Here is a 14,586-nt window from a genome sequence, read left to right on the forward strand (position 1 = left end):
TCAAGCACGTTCACCCCTGACGTGTGAGGCGCCGATCCGCGCCACGACGTCTCCTGGAAACCATGTCGAACAGTTATGTGAGTGAACGTCCGGCCGGCGCCGACGCCCCGGCCCCGTCCGTCACCGGCTGGTCCGGTGTGGTGATCTTCGCCGGCATCATGATGTTGTGCCTGGGCGTGTTCCAGGTGACCGAGGGCGGAGTCGCCCTTTACCACGAGGAGTACTACCTGGTCACGTCGAGCGGCTCGCTGCTCCAGATGGACTACGCCGCCTGGGGCTGGACCCACCTGCTGTTCGGCCTGGTGTCGCTGGCCGCCGGCGCGGGGGTGCTGCTCGGCAAGCTGTGGGCCCGGATCATCGGCGTCCTGATCGCCTTCCTCGGCGCCCTGCTGCACTTCCTGTTCCTGGCCGCCGCCCCGGTGTGGTGCACGATACTGATCGGCATGGATGTGCTGATCATCACAGCGCTGTGCACACACGGCCGGGACGTCCGCCGCTCCTAGATCAGATTTTCCTAGATCAGATTGAGGGCCCGCGCCCGGCGCACCGCCTCGTTGCGCCGGGACGCGGACAGCTTGCGCAGGATGCTGCGGACGTGCGTCTTGACGGTGTTGACCGAGACGTACATCGAGGCGGCGATCTCCTCGGTGGGCAGCATCTCGGACATCCCGCGCAGCACGTCCAGCTCGCGCTTGCTGAGCGCCTCGACCACGACCGGGTCGGTGACCGGCTGGTGCTGGCCCCCGCCCAGCGCGGCCAGCTTCTCGTCGTCGCGCAACACCCGGCGCAGCGCGCCCCACGCCTGGTGCACCGGCCGCCGCAGGTGCTCCGGCCCGGCCACCCGCAGACCCCGGCGCAGCGCCTCCCGCGCGCCGGCCGCGTCGTCCGAACCGGCCGCCAGCATCGCCAGCAGCAGCCACGCGTCCAGGGCCACCGGCGCCGCCACCCCTGCGGCGTCGGCGACCGTCCGGGCGACCTCGTGCGCCCGGTGCGGCTCACCCCGGGCGAAGGCCAGCGCGGCGTCCAGCATGGCCACGTCGGCCGGGTACGGCATCGGCTGATCGGCGAGCACCACGGCGGCCTCCTCCGCCCGGCCCGCGCCGATCAGCAGCCGGGCCCGGCCCAGGTCGATCTCCCGGCGCAGCCACGGTGGCGCGTGCGGGATCGGCGCGAGGGCGTTCAGCGCGCCGCGCAGCTCGCCGCGCACCTGCAGGCGGCGGGAGCGCACGACGGCGTAGGCGGCGACCGCGAGCGGGTCCTCGCTGAGCTGGGCGCCGCGCAGATGCCGGTCGGCCGTCTCGATGTCGTAGCGCTCCAGGGCCACCCAGGCCAGCACCACCTCGGCCGCCACCGGCCGGTGCGCCCGGTCGAGACCGCACTGCCCGGCCAGGTCGAGCGCCTGCCGCGCCGCGCTCTCCGCGCGGGTCAGCCGGCCCCGGTACGCCTCCAGCACCGCGATCGTCCGCAGACAGTCCATGGTGAGCGTCTCGCACCCGGCCGGGGCCGCCGCCACGGCCCCGGTGAGCGTCTCCACCGCGCCCTCGACGTCGCCGCACGCACTGCGCGCGGCCCCCTCGGCGGCCAGCAGCAGCGCCCGCAGCTCGGGGTGCCGGGCCAGCTTCCGGCCCGGCGCCACCGCCAGGAACGCGTGCGCCACCGGCGCCAGCTCCTGGGCCCGCTCCGGCTCGGGGCCGCCGGCCAGCAGCAGCAGTTGCAGCAGGAAACAGGAGAGGGTCAGCCCCTCGCCGCAGTCGCTGCCCTGGATCGCCAGCAGGTTCCCGGAGAGCGCGAACAGCTCGCGGGCCTCGTCGACGCGGCCGTCGCCGTAGGCCAGCGCGGCCCGGACCATCACCACCTCGGGCAGGTCCAGGTGGTCCGGCAGCCCACCGAGCAGTCCTCCGAGCCGCCCGGCGCTGCCCTCGACGATCAGTCGCCCGATCGCGAAGTCCTCGACCACCATGGCCGCGGCGGTCGCCCAGTCCCCGGCGATCACGGCGTGGCCGACCGCGTCGTTGAGCCGGCCGTGCTCCGACAGCCAGCGTGCGGCCCGCTGGTGCAGCATCGCCACGTGCTCCGGCTCGGCCCAGGCCAGCTGGGCGCGCAGCAGCTCGGCGAACAGGCGGTGGTAACGGAACAGGTCGGCGCCGTCGCCGACCGGCTGGATGAACGCGTTCTCCCTGGTCAACGCGGCGAGCATGCGGGCCGCGTCGGGCCGGGCGGTGACCGCCGCGGCGAGGTCGGCGGAGAACGTGTCCAGCACGCTGGTCTCCAGCAGGAACCGCCGGATCGCCGGCGGCTGGGTGCGCAGCACCTCGCCGATGAAGTACTCGGCGATCGTCGACTCGTCACCGGAGATCGTGGTGACCATCCGCGTCACGTCCGCGCTGCCCTGCATCGCGCAGGCGCAGAGCCGGATCCCGGCCGCCCAGCCCTCGGTCCGGTCGAGCAGCGCGGCCACCTCCGGCCCGGCCAGCGGCACGCCGTGCAGCTCCATCAGCCGGGCCGTCTCGTCGGCGGTGAACGCCAGGTCGGCGGTGCGCACCTCACGCAACTGGCCGGCCAGCCGGTAGCGGTAGAGCGGCAGCGGCGGATCCCAGCGGCCGGTCAGGATCACCCGCAGGCCGTCCGAGTGCGCCAGCAGGAACTCCAGCCCGGCCGCCCACTCCCGGCCGGGCAGCTGGGCCGCGCCGTCCAGGATCAGGACGACCGGGGTGCGTTGCTGGTCGATGATCGCCGCGAGCCGGGCGAGGACCGCCCGGCTCGCGGCGGCGCCGGGAACGGCCGGTTCCGGGGCCGGCACGCCGGCGCGGCGCAGGCCCTCCAGAACGTACGACCACAGGGTGGCCGCCGGTTCGTCCCCGTTCTCGCAGGTGACCCACGCTATCGGCCAGTCCACCGGCCGAGCGCGCACCCACGAGGCCAGCAGCTGCGTCTTTCCGCTGCCGGCCAGCCCGGTCACCAGGGTGACCGGGCCGCGGACGCCCTCACTCAGCCGGGTCAGCAGGGCCGGCCGCGCCACCATGAACGGCGGAGCGGCCGGAACCGCGAACTTCGAGGCGAGCAGGGAACCGTCCGCGTCGCAATCAGATATGCCAGGTGAGTCAGCGATCAGTTCGATGGACACGTTTATCTACCTCCGAGGCCGACCCCATTTCGATCTCCTCGTTCAGACTCCCGGCACTAGCACCCCCGCGCATCGTCCGGATCGGATAATCCATAACCTTCAGTATCGAGAACGTCACCCGATGGAGAGGACATGCGTTCCCCAGGGCGGCAGGTCGACATACAGCCCCGAATCGGCCAAATCGGCGCCGGATCGCTCGAAGACCCGGCCGTCGAGCCGGTCGGTCAGCCGCCGGTCCCCGTGGCGCGGCCCGGTCCAGGGCATCTCGACCCGCCCCTGCACCGGGTGGTCCGAGAAATTGATCACCACGACGGCCGAGTCCCAGGCCCAGGCGAGCAGATCCTGATGGGACTGGTTGTCCGGCCAGCCCGTGGTGTTCAGCAGCCGCCACGTGCCCTGCCGCACCTGCTCGGCGGCGGCCACCAGCCGGCGGTAGAAGGCACGCAGCTCGAGATCGGCCGGCTCCTGCGGGAACCGGGCCAGCTGGACCGCCAGCCGGATGTGCCGCCCCTCGAACTGCCCGTCGTGCCACAGCGTCGCGCCGGGCAGCGTGGCGATCGCCACCGCCGCGGCCCGGGCCCGCCCGGCCGGGAACGTCGCGGCGGCCCGCGGCTCGTCGTGGTTCTCCAGGAAGCGGATCAGCTTGTCCTGGTACTCCAGCCCGGCGCCGAGGTGCTTGCGGATCGACCCGGCGTCCTCGTGCACCAGCCGGTCGTAGAGCCGTTTGTCGTAGCAGTGGTCGAAGCCCTGGCTCTGCAGCAGCCACTCGGTCTCCCAGTAGGCCTCGGCGACCAGCACCACGTCCGGGTGCCGCTCGCGCAGCCGCCCGATCACCAGCGGCCAGAACTCCTCCGCCGGCGGCGGGCCGGCCGAGTCGCCCCAGGTCCGCGCGAAGATCTCGTTGATCATCAGCATTGCCATGTCGCAGCGGATCCCGTCGCACTGCTCGGCGATCCCGGACAGCGCGGCCACCGTGGCGTCCCGCATCCCCGGCGCGAACGCGTTCAGCTGCAGCACGTCCGGCCACGGCGGGAAGTACGGGTCACGGCCGTGCGCGATCACCCCGTGCTCGTGGACGAACCACTCCGGATGCTCGGTCACCGCCGGATGGTCCGGGGCCACGTGGTTGGGCACGTAGTCCAGGAACAGCCGCACGCCCCGGCTGCGCAGCTGCTCGCGGGCCCGGGCCAGGCCCTCCGGCCCGCCGAGCCGCTCGTCGACCCGGTAGCCCCGCACGCAGTAGGGCGAGCCGGAGATCTCCTCCGGTGGCGTCTCCGGGGACCGGTCGCGGAAGATCGCGGTCCCGGCCGGGCTGCGCTCCCAGACGCCCATCAGCCAGACCGCGTCCACCCCGGGCGCGGCCACCTCGTCCCAGACCTCGTCGGGCACCTCGCCCAGCGTGACGCCCAGCCCGGCCAGCCAGGGCCAGGCGTTGATCTCGTAGATGACCGGTCCCATCACGCCTCCCCGGAGAACTTGTGGAAAACCCCGGCCATCCCCTGGGCCAGCAGGTCCCGGCCGTCCAGGCCGGCGAACAGGTTCGGGAACACCGCCACGAGGCCGGTCCAGCCGGTCTGGTGCGCGGCGCCGAGACCGGCCCCGTTGTCGCCGTGGAAGTACTCGGCGAACAGGATCATGTCCCGCCAGTGCTCCCGCGCGAACGTCTCCTGCCCGCCGTAGCAGGGCCGCTGCCCCCGGGCGTCGGGCAGGAAGATCCCGGTGAGCCGGTCGGAGATCTCCCGGGCCACCTCGAAGAGCGTCATCTGCCGGCCGGAGCCGGTCGGGCACTCCACGGTGAACTCGTCGCCGTAGGCCACGTACAGGTTCAGCAGGGCCCGGATCATCAGCGCGTTCACCGGGAACCAGACCGGGCCGCGCCAGTTCGAGTTGCCGCCGAACATGCCGCTGTCCGACTCGGCCGGCCGGTACGGCACCTCGTACACCTCGTCGCCGACCCGGAACTCGAACGGGTGCTCCTGGTGGAACTTCGACAGTGACCGGAGCCCGTACGGGCTGAGGAACTCCTGCTCGTCCAGCATCCGCGCGAGGATCCGGCGCAGCCGGTCCGCGTCGAAGAGCGCGAGCAGCCGCCCGTGCCCGTCGCTGACCCGGATCGTCTCGTGCCGGGCCAGGAACGCCCGCCCCTCGGTGATCATCTCCGGGTGCAGGGCGACCACCGCGGGGTCGTAGACGGTCGCCGCGGCCAGCGGCAGCAGCCCCACCATGGACCGCACCCGCAGCCGCTGCGACGACCCGTCGGGCAGCCGCAGCAGGTCGTAGTAGAAGCCGTCCTCCTCGTCCCACATCGTCGCGCTGCCGGTCGCGATGTACGCGAAGTGCTCGAAGTAGGTCTGCGCCTCCTCCACGTAGACCGGGTCCTCGACCGCCAGCTCCAGCGCGATCTGCAGCATGTTCTGGCAGTACAGGGCCATCCACGCGGTCCCGTCGGCCTGGTCCAGGTGGCCGCCGGTGGGCAGCGGCGCGCTGCGGTCGAACACCCCGATGTTGTCCAGGCCGAGGAAGCCGCCCTGGAACACGTTGCGCCCGTCGACGTCCTTGCGGTTGACCCACCAGGTGAAGTTCTTGGCCAGCTTGTGGAAGGCGCGCTCCAGCCAGTCGTGGTCACCGCTGCCGGTCCGCGCCTTCTCCAGCTCGTAGACCAGGTGGGTGGCCCAGGCGTGCACCGGTGGGTTGACGTCGCCGAAGTTCCACTCGTACGCCGGGATCTGCCCGTTCGGGTGCAGGTAGCGGCGGCTCAGCAGCAGGTCCAGCTGGCTCTTCGCGAACGCCAGGTCGACGACGCTGAGCGCGACCGCCTGGAACGCCAGGTCCCACGCGGCGAACCAGGGGTACTCCCAGGTGTCCGGCATCGAGATGATGTCGTGCGCGTCCAGGTGGAACCATTCGCCGTTGCGGATGCCGGGCGCGTGCAGCGGGTCCCGGCCGTGCTCGGTCAGCCACTGCTCGACGTCGTACCCGAAGTACTGCTTGGACCAGATCATCCCGGCCAGCGCCTGCCGGGCGACCTGGCGTTCCGGCTCGCCGAGCGCGGGGGCGAACAGGTCGCGGTAGAACTCGTCGGCCTCGGCGCGGCGGGCCTCGACGATCTCGTCGAAGGCGGCGGCATCCCGGTCACTCGCGCCGGGCTGCCGGTCACCGAGCCTCGTCCGTACGGAATGAGAACCGCCCGCCGGAATGGTCACCGTGACCACCGCGGCGGCCTTGGTCCCGGCGCCGCCGGGGTTGACCGCCTCCTTGTCCCCCTGGATCAGGTACCGGCCGAACGCGTCCTTGCGCCCGTCGGCGTTGTCGGTGAACAGCACCGTCGCGTCGTCCAGGCAGGTCCACCACCGCTCGCCGAGCCGCTCGTGGTTGGCGCGCACGGTGCCGTCCGCGCCGTCGGCGGACAGTCGCGCCTGGGCGCCGGTGTTGCGGAACCAGACCGTCGGCAGCACGTGCAGCTGGGCGTCCTCGGGCCCCCGGTTGTGCACGGTGACCCGGGTGAGGATCTCCTCCGGGCCGGCCTTGGCGTACTCGACGACCACGTCGAAGTACCGGTCGTCGGCGAAGATCCCGGTGTCCAGCAGCTCGTACTCGAAGTCGCCGCGGCCCCGCTCCCGGTTCGTGGCGACCAGGTCGTTGTAGGGGAACTCGGCATGCGGGTACTTGTAGACCATCCGCAGGTAGGAGTGCGTCGGCGTGGCGTCGACGTAGAAGTAGTACTCCTTCACGTCCTCGCCGTGGTTGCCCTCGGCGTTGGTCAGGCCGAAGAAACGTTCCTTCAGGATCGGGTCCCGCCCGTTCCACAGCGCGACCGCCAGGCAGAGCTGCTGCCGCTCGTCGCTGAACCCGGCGATCCCGTCCTCGCCCCACCGGTAGGCCCGCGACCGTGCCTGGTCGTGGGTCAGGTAGTCCCACGCGTCCCCGCCCGGGCTGTAGTCCTCCCGGACCGTCCCCCACTGCCGCTCGCTCAGATAGGGACCCCAGCGCCGCCAGTGCACGGCGCCGCTGTCGGCGTCCCGAAGGCGCCCCTGCTCGGCATTAGTCGTCATGCCGTCAGGCTCGGCAGCCGGGCGTCAGCCGGCATCCTCCCGCAGGGCTGAAACCGCGTCCCCGACCGTCGGGTAGAAGTGCGCCGGATCGATCGTGCCGGTCAGCTGGTACCGGTCCACCTTGGCCCGCACCGGCGTCTTCATCCCGGCGAAGACCAGCGAGATCCCGGCCGCGTTCAGCTCCTCGTCGAGGTCCTTGAGCATGTCCGCGGCGGTGGTGTCCACGTCGGTGATCGGCTCGGCGGCGATCACGATGAACCGCGGCGGCGCCGGGGCGTGCGCGAGCACGCGTACCTCGTCGCGGAACGTCCGGGCGTTCGCGAAGATCAGCGGCGCGTCGAACCGGAACACCACGATGCCCGGCACCTGTTCGGCGTCCGGGAAGACCTGCAGGTCGTGGTAGCCGTTGACGCCGGCCGGGCGGCCCAGCACGGTCCGGTACGGCCACCAGGTGCGCCGGAACACGTTGAGCACGGACAGGCTGACCGCGACCGCGATGCCGGCCAGCACGCCGGCCACCGCGACCCCGGCGAAGGCCGCCACCGCCAGGGCGAACTCCATCCGCCGCTGCCGCCACAGCCGCCGCATGCCGGCCACGTCGGCCAGCGACAGCGACGCGGCGATCACCACCGCGGCCAGGATCGGCTGCGGCAGGTTCCGCAGCAGATCCGGCGCGACGACCAGCAGCAGGGTGATCGCCGCCGCGCCGACCAGCCCGGTCAGCTGGCTGCGCGCCCCGGCCTGGAACGCGACCGCGGTCCGGGAGCCGCTGGTGCTGACCGGGAAGCCCTGGAAGAGCCCGGCCGCGAGGTTCGCCGCGCCGATGCCGAGCATCTCCCGGTTGCCGCGCAGCTCCTGCCCGGTCCGGGCGGCGAAGGCGGACGCCGTGGAGATCGTGTCGGTGACCGACACCAGCGTGATGCCCAGCGCGCCGATCGCGAGCGGCCCCAGCACGTCCCAGCCCACCGCCGGCAGCGTGAACGGCGGAAGACCCGGCGGCAGGGCGCCGACGACGTGGACGTCCAGATCGAACGCCGGCACCGCGACGGTCGCGCCGACCACGACGAGCAGAATGCCCGGGACCTTCGGGAACCAGTGCCGCAGCAGCAGGATCACCAGCAGCCCACCGGCGCCGATCGCCAGCGCGGCCGGCACGGTCTCCCCGGCGGCGACCCCGCGGGCGAACCCGGCGGCCTCGGCGAACAGCCCGTCGCCGTCCACCGAGAACCCGAACAGCTTGGGCAGCTGCCCGACCAGGATGGTCAGCGCCAGCCCGTTGAGGTAGCCCAGCTGGGTGGGGTGCGACAGCAGGTCGGCGACGAAGCCGAGCTTGGCGACCGCGGCGATGGTCATCATCGCCCCGGTCATCAGGGCCAGCGTCGACGCCAGCGCGACCGGGTCGTGGCCCCGCGCGACGATCGGCAGGAGCACCGCGGCGATCATCGGGCCGAGCGACGAGTCCGGGCCCAGGACCAGCACCTTCGACGGGCCGATCAGCGCGTAGGCGACCAGGCAGAGGATCGTGGTGTAGAGCCCGGTGATCGCGGGCAGCCCGGCCAGCTCGGCGTAGGCCATGCCCTGCGGGACCAGCAGCGTGGTCAGCACCAGCCCGGCGAGCAGATCCCGGCCGGGACGGGTGACGCCGCCCGGCCAGGCCGGGCGGCGTCGACTCGTCATGCGGGGAAACTTACTGGACCGGGGCGCCGTGCAGCGCCTCCTGCAGTTCCTCCTCGGTCTCCTTCGGCAGCGACGACTTGAGCACCGTGCCGCCGAACTTGCTCAACGACTCGACCGCTTTGTCGGGCGTGACCGATTCGACCACCAGGAACAGCGCCGATGTTCCCGGTTGGAGCTCCTCGCGGATCCGTTCCTGGAACTCCTTGTTGATCGCCCCCTTGGCGATCTTGCCGGTGAGCGCGCCCAGGCCGGCGCCGACCGCCATGCCCAGGACCGGGATGAAGAACAGCATCCCGAACAGCAGACCCCAGAACATGCCCCAGGTCGCGCCGCCGCCCACCGCGTGATGGTTGGTCGTCACGTGGAACTTGCCCTCGCGGTCCCGGATGATCACGGCGATCGCGTCCGGTTGGATGATCATGTCCTTGGCCAGCCGGTTTGCCTCCAGCGACGCTGCTGTCGCCGTGGTCTCGTCGGGATATCCGATGGCGACCAGTGTTGCCATGACGTGCTCCTTCCGATTGATGCCGATAGTCAGCCACGTCCCGCCGCCACGATCCTCATTCCACGCGGATGACTTCCCCGGCCGGCCGGGCGGGCTTTCCCCCCGGGCCACGACGCCGCTGCGGGTCGTTCATCCCCGGCGGGCGATGCCCCGGCCGGTCCCGGCCGCGAAGATCGAAAAACCATCTATTTCCGTACGACGGGAGCCGGTCATGTACGAGCGCTACGAGATCCGGGTCCGCGGCTTCCTGGGCCCGCTGCTCCGGCGGACGCTCGGCGACCTGCGGATCCGGACCATGCCACGGCAGAGCACGATCCGCGGCCGGCTCTCCGACGACGACCTGGAACGCCTGCTCACCCGCCTGGACCACTCCGGTGTCCAGGTGGTCTGCCTGACCTCGCTGGGAGAGAGACGATGACGTACGCCGAACGAACCCGGAACGTTCCCCCGCCGTCGCCGTGGGTCGGCATGGTGCTGTTCGCCGGGGTGATGCTGCTGATCAACGGCGGGTTCGAGGTGATGGAGGGGGTCGTCATGCTGGCCCGCGACGACCTCGCCCAGGCCACCGCGGACGCCCTCGCGATCCCGGCCGACTTCACCTTCTGGGGCTGGGCCCAGCTGATCCTCGGGACGATCACCGTACTGGCCGGCATCGGCGTGCTCTACGGGCAGGCCTGGGCCCGGATCATCGCGATCGTGATCGCCGTGTTCAGCGCGTTCTCGAACATGATCATGTTGCCGGCCTATCCGTTCTGGTGCTCCATCGTGATCGCCATCGACGTGCTCTGCATCTGGGCGATCGCGGCGCACGGCCGTGAGATCCGCGCCTGAGGCACGCCCGGGCAGCCCGCGGCCGAGCGCATTCGCGCCGGCCGCGGTGCTGCCGCGTGGCGTGCTGGTCCTGCTCGGCTGCGCCTGCCTGGTGATCGTGGTCGCCGGGCTGCGCTGGGTCGCCGACCTGGTCGGCCCGGTCTTCCTGGGCCTGATGCTGGTCGTGACGGTCAGCCCGCTCACCGAGTGGCTGCGCCGCCGCCGCACGCCCGGCTGGCTCGCCGCCGTGGCGACCGTGCTGGTCATCTACCTGATCCTGGCCGCGCTCGGCGGGGCCCTGGTGGTCTCGGTGGCCCGGCTGATCGACCTGATGCCGCAGTACCAGGCCCAGTTCGCGAACCTGCGCGAGGACGTGGTCAGCGGTCTCGGCACCCTCGGGATAAGCGCCGAACAGGTGCGCTCCGCGGTGTCCGGGGTCGACTCCGGCGCGGTCGCGCACGTGCTGGGATCGCTGGCCGGCGGACTGGCCGGGCTGCTGTCCAACACCGTGTTCGTGGTGGCCGTGCTGCTGTTCATGTGCCTGGACGCGGTCGGCTTCCCGGCCCGGCTCAACTCGATCGTCGGCGAGCGCCCGCAGGTGGTGGCGGCGCTCGGGTCGTTCGCCCGGGGCACCCGCCGCTACCTGGTGGTGTGCACGGTGTTCGGGCTGATCGTGGCGACCTTCGACACGCTGCTGCTGTGGGCGCTCGGCGTACCGCTGCCGTTGCTGTGGGGGTTGCTGTCGTTCATCACCAACTACATCCCGAACATCGGCTTCGTGATCGGGGTGATCCCGCCGGCGCTGCTCGGGCTGCTGCAGGGCGGGCCGGAGCTGATGCTCACCGTGATCGTGCTGTACTGCCTGGTCAACTTCGTGATCCAGTCGGTGATCCAGCCGAAGGTGGTCGGCGACGCGGTCGGCCTGTCGGCGACCGTGTCGTTCCTGGCGCTGATCTTCTGGGCCTGGGTGCTGGGCGGCCTCGGGGCGCTGCTGGCGATCCCGCTGACCCTGCTCGCCAAGGGGCTGCTGGTCGACATCGACCCGGGCACCCGCTGGATGAACGTGCTGCTGTCGGACTCGCCCGTACCGGATGGGCTGTCGGATTCGCCCGTACCGGATGAGGCCGTCGAGGCGCAGTAGTCGGCACGCTGACGCGATGACGACCTTCACTGTCTGGAAGTACGACGATCCCCAGGGCGCCGAGCAGGCCTTCGACGCCATCAAGTACGCCGCCGCGGACGATCTCGTGAAGATCGTCGACCATGCGATCGTCAGCTGGCCGGTCGGCGCGTCCAAGCCCGTCTCCCACCACGCACACGACACGAACTGGCGCGGCACCGGCTGGGGCGCGTTCTGGGGCGTGGTCCTCGGCAGCCTGTTCTTCATCCCGGTGATCGGTGGTGTGGTCGGCGCCGGGCTGGGCGCGCTCACCAAGGCCACCGAGGGCACCGGGATCACCCGCGAGCAGCTGGAACGGATCCGGACCGGGATCACCGAGGGCACGTCCGCGCTGTTCCTGGTCACCGACCACGGCAACCTGGACCGGCTCGGCGAGCGCTTCCACGGGCTGGGCAGCCGGCTGATCGAGACCAACCTGACCGAGGCCGAGCGGGACACCCTGCTCGAGACGTTCGGCGACCACCGCCCGTAGGTTCACCCCGCGACGGCCGGCTCGTGCGGGACGCGGCGGGCGATCAGCGTCACCGCGGCCTCGTAGGCGGCCAGCAGGATCACGATGACCAGCAACGATGTCCACGACGACAGGATCAGGGCGAGGATCGCGGCGACCACCACCCCGGCGATACGGACCGGGTCGAGGTGGGCCGCGATCCAGCCGGGCGCGTGCGCACCCACCACGCGGGCGCCGCGCCAGGTCGCCCGGCCGCCCCGGGCCACCTGCCCGCGCAGCCAGGCCGGGATGCGGCCGGGGCCGACCAGATACGCCGCCAGGGCGAGCAGCGCGCCGATCACGATGATCTGTACTCCGCGCTCGCGCAGCAGGCCGAAGACACTGGTCATCGCCGCGTCCACCCCGTCCCGGTAGGTACCGCCGGGCACCTGGGCGAGGATCTCCCGCCGGACGGCGCGCAGGATCGCGGTGATCGCGACCGCCGCCACCACCAGCCACAGACCGAGCTGGACCGTGGTGCGCCGGCGGCCCGGGGACACCAGGTACGCCGCGATCAGCAGCACGATCGTCGCCGCGACGAACAGGCCCAGGTCCCGCTTCGCGGTCGCCACCGCCTGCTGCGCGGCCCACAGCTTGCCCGCGTCGTAGACGGTGAACTGGGCGAAGTTCGCCGGCAGCGTCACCCCGAGCTGCTCCTGGATCCGGTCGCGCAGGTTCGCCGGGATCTCGCCGCTGCTCAGGTCGGGCAGCGTGATCTGCTTGCCGAACATCGTCGGCAGCTCCGCGCTCAGCTCCCGCAGGGCCTGGTTGATCAGCGGCAACATGTCGATGTCGATGCGGTCGGAGTGGGCCCGGATGACGTCGCTGTTCCCGTTGATCACCGCCAGCACCCGTTGATGGACGCGCCGGTTCAGCTCGACCCAGACGGTCTGGAAGCGGTCGCTCTGCAGCACCTCCCCGACGATCTTGCGGACCTGCTCGCGGATCTGCCCGGTCAGCGGGCCGGCCAGGAACGCCGCCTGTTGCGGCAGGACGGTCCGCAGCCGCTGCTCGACGTCGAGCACCTGCAGCAGCTGGGTGCTGGTGTACTCGGCGACGGCCGCGGACACCTTCGGGTCCTGCGGCAGCGGGGCCACCGTCGCCACCCAGCGGTCGGTGTTCAGCACGGTTCGTGCCCCCCACAGCCCGACGACGCTGGTGACCAGCGCGAACGCCGCGATCGCGGCCAGCACGGCGGCGAGCGTGCGCCGGACGGCCCCGCTGCCGGGGCGACGGCGCGGCGGCCGCTGCCCGAGCTCCGCGCGCAGCGACTGAACCTCGGCGCGCAGCCGAACCAGTTCGTCCGGCTCGGCCGGATGCGTTTCGTCCGGCTCGGCCGGATGCGTTTCGTCCGGCTCCGCCGGGTTGGTTCCGTCCGGCTGGTAGGGCTCCTGGCCGGGCGGCGCAGCGGGCGACGGCTGTGCGGAACTGGTCATGATGATCTCCCCCTCGGTCCACGGCCGGTGGTCCTGCCGACAGTGACCCGGCCGGGACGACCCGCGCGTCACCCGGCGCGGATGAGCCCCCGGCGGCCCGGCCGCCGACCGGCCGTTCACCCCCGGTGGATGAGGCTCGCCCGGGCCCGGGCCAGCAGGCTGTGGCCATGGCACTGGGGCCGCTCGAACTCATGATCATGTCCTTCCCCGCCGACCGGCTCAACGACGGCGTGCTGACCACCCTGGACCGGCTGACCCGGGCCGGGCAGCTGCGCGTCGTCGACGTCCTGGTGATGCGGACCGGCCCGGCGGGCGGGGCGTGCACCGTGGAGCTCTGCGACCTGCCGGGGCTGCCGGGCGACCTCGCCTGGGCACGGCTGGCGACCGGGCTGATCACCGAGACCGATCTCGACGAGGTTGCCAGGCTCGTCGACCGGGACACCGACGCGCTGGCGGTGCTGCTGGAGCACCGCTGGCTGAACGAACTGGCCGGCCGGGTCGCGGCGTCCGCGGGGACGATCGTGGCGCTGACCCACATTCCCGGGGCGCCCGGCCACGGACGAGTGCTGACCACGACGAGCTGAGGGGAATCATGACCAGGAGACAGATCGCCGAACGGCGGGCCGCCGTCGCCTACGACGTGCTGCGGGGACGTCCGATCCGTCCGGACTACGGGTATCTGCTGGTGCTGCCGCTGCTCGCGGCGGCCGGTGGCGCGCTGATCGCGTGGGGCATCGAGACCCTCGTGGTCCACCGCGGCGGCCGCGGCCGGCCCGCGCCCGGGCAGGAGCCGGCCGAGGACCGCCGGCTCGAGGCGGTGAGCGCCTGATGAGCGACCTCGACGAGATGGGACCGGTCGACTACCTGTGCATCGAGTTCCCGCGCGGCAGTCTCGACGGCAAATCGCTGCCGCTGCTGCTGGACCTGGTGGACCGGCGGATCATCCGGCTGCTGGACCTGCTGTTCGTCCGCAAGTCACCGGACGGCGCGGTGGTCGCCCTGGACGGCCGTGAGCTGGACCTGAACGGGCTCGGCGCGTTCCACGGCGCCGCCTCCGGCATGCTCGGCGGCGACGACCTGCGCGAGGCCGGCTCGATCCTGGAGCCGGGAGCGGCCGCGGTGCTGCTGGTCTACGAGAACCTGTGGGCCGCACCGCTGGCCCGGTCGCTGCGGCACGCCGGCGCGCACCTGGTCGCCGGCGGCCGGATCCCGATCCAGGAGCTGCTCGCCGCGCTCGACGCGACCGAGCCGGCCGCCGGAACCGGAACCGGACCGGCGGCCACGCCGGCCTCGGTCACCGGTGGGAGGTGAG

Annotated in this window: 14 protein-coding genes; 8 read left to right on the top strand and 6 right to left on the bottom strand. The window is 72.1% G+C overall.

What is annotated here, in order from left to right:
- The first annotated feature begins 62 nt into the window (after positions 1-62).
- Positions 63-503 carry a hypothetical protein gene (locus L3i22_RS32025; protein ID WP_221321222.1) on the top strand — a complete coding sequence of 147 codons (441 nt, stop codon included), beginning with the start codon at positions 63-65 and terminating at the stop codon, positions 501-503.
- An 11-nt stretch (positions 504-514) separates the two neighbouring features.
- Here L3i22_RS32025 and L3i22_RS32030 read toward each other — a convergent pair whose 3' ends face one another.
- The 5 genes from L3i22_RS32030 to L3i22_RS32050 form a co-directional block, all read right to left on the bottom strand.
- Complete coding sequence (locus tag L3i22_RS32030; RefSeq protein ID WP_221321223.1) at positions 515-3,124, bottom strand: LuxR C-terminal-related transcriptional regulator; 2,610 nt, start codon at positions 3,122-3,124, stop codon at positions 515-517.
- Between the two features lie 114 nt (positions 3,125-3,238).
- Positions 3,239-4,582: an alpha-amylase family glycosyl hydrolase gene (locus L3i22_RS32035; protein ID WP_221321224.1), complete on the bottom strand. Its 1,344-nt coding sequence runs from the start codon at positions 4,580-4,582 to the stop codon at positions 3,239-3,241.
- Positions 4,582-7,176, bottom strand: coding sequence for a glucosidase (locus L3i22_RS32040; protein ID WP_221321225.1), 2,595 nt, complete (start codon positions 7,174-7,176; stop codon positions 4,582-4,584). The genes L3i22_RS32035 and L3i22_RS32040 overlap by 1 nt, the downstream gene beginning before the upstream one ends.
- Positions 7,177-7,200: 24 nt before the next feature.
- On the bottom strand, positions 7,201-8,853 hold the full coding sequence (locus L3i22_RS32045; RefSeq protein WP_221321226.1) for a SulP family inorganic anion transporter: 1,653 nt from the start codon (positions 8,851-8,853) through the stop codon (positions 7,201-7,203).
- A 10-nt stretch (positions 8,854-8,863) separates the two neighbouring features.
- Positions 8,864-9,358: a DUF1269 domain-containing protein gene (locus L3i22_RS32050; RefSeq protein WP_221321227.1), complete on the bottom strand. Its 495-nt coding sequence runs from the start codon at positions 9,356-9,358 to the stop codon at positions 8,864-8,866.
- A 211-nt stretch (positions 9,359-9,569) separates the two neighbouring features.
- On the opposite strand from L3i22_RS32050, the gene L3i22_RS32055 reads away from it, so the two are divergent.
- From L3i22_RS32055 to L3i22_RS32070, 4 genes are read left to right on the top strand one after another with little or no spacing between them, the layout of a single operon-like run.
- Complete coding sequence (locus L3i22_RS32055; protein ID WP_221321228.1) at positions 9,570-9,776, top strand: hypothetical protein; 207 nt, start codon at positions 9,570-9,572, stop codon at positions 9,774-9,776.
- Positions 9,773-10,189, top strand: coding sequence for a hypothetical protein (locus L3i22_RS32060; RefSeq protein ID WP_221321229.1), 417 nt, complete (start codon positions 9,773-9,775; stop codon positions 10,187-10,189). The genes L3i22_RS32055 and L3i22_RS32060 overlap by 4 nt, the downstream gene beginning before the upstream one ends.
- Positions 10,173-11,309, top strand: a complete 1,137-nt coding sequence (locus L3i22_RS32065) for an AI-2E family transporter (protein ID WP_221321230.1) — start codon at positions 10,173-10,175, stop codon at positions 11,307-11,309. Before L3i22_RS32060 ends, L3i22_RS32065 begins: the two co-directional genes overlap by 17 nt.
- Before the next feature lie 16 nt (positions 11,310-11,325).
- Positions 11,326-11,820, top strand: coding sequence for a DUF1269 domain-containing protein (locus tag L3i22_RS32070; protein ID WP_221321231.1), 495 nt, complete (start codon positions 11,326-11,328; stop codon positions 11,818-11,820).
- 2 nt (positions 11,821-11,822) lie between these two features.
- Here L3i22_RS32070 and L3i22_RS32075 read toward each other — a convergent pair whose 3' ends face one another.
- Complete coding sequence (locus L3i22_RS32075) at positions 11,823-13,274, bottom strand: hypothetical protein (RefSeq protein WP_255657324.1); 1,452 nt, start codon at positions 13,272-13,274, stop codon at positions 11,823-11,825.
- 167 nt (positions 13,275-13,441) lie between these two features.
- Here L3i22_RS32075 and L3i22_RS32080 point away from each other — a divergent pair, with 167 nt between their 5' ends.
- The 3 genes from L3i22_RS32080 to L3i22_RS32090 are packed head-to-tail and all read left to right on the top strand — an operon-like array spanning position 13,442 to position 14,585.
- Positions 13,442-13,858 carry a DUF6325 family protein gene (locus L3i22_RS32080; protein WP_221321232.1) on the top strand — a complete coding sequence of 139 codons (417 nt, stop codon included), beginning with the start codon at positions 13,442-13,444 and terminating at the stop codon, positions 13,856-13,858.
- 8 nt (positions 13,859-13,866) lie between these two features.
- Positions 13,867-14,103 carry a hypothetical protein gene (locus tag L3i22_RS32085; protein WP_221321233.1) on the top strand — a complete coding sequence of 79 codons (237 nt, stop codon included), beginning with the start codon at positions 13,867-13,869 and terminating at the stop codon, positions 14,101-14,103.
- Entirely contained in the window at positions 14,103-14,585 is a 483-nt protein-coding gene (locus L3i22_RS32090) for a DUF6325 family protein (RefSeq protein ID WP_221321234.1), read from the top strand. The genes L3i22_RS32085 and L3i22_RS32090 overlap by 1 nt, the downstream gene beginning before the upstream one ends.
- The last annotated feature ends 1 nt before the right edge of the window (position 14,586 follow it).

The sequence above is a fragment of the Actinoplanes sp. L3-i22 genome (genome assembly GCF_019704555.1).
In the GTDB taxonomy this organism is placed as follows: domain Bacteria; phylum Actinomycetota; class Actinomycetes; order Mycobacteriales; family Micromonosporaceae; genus Actinoplanes.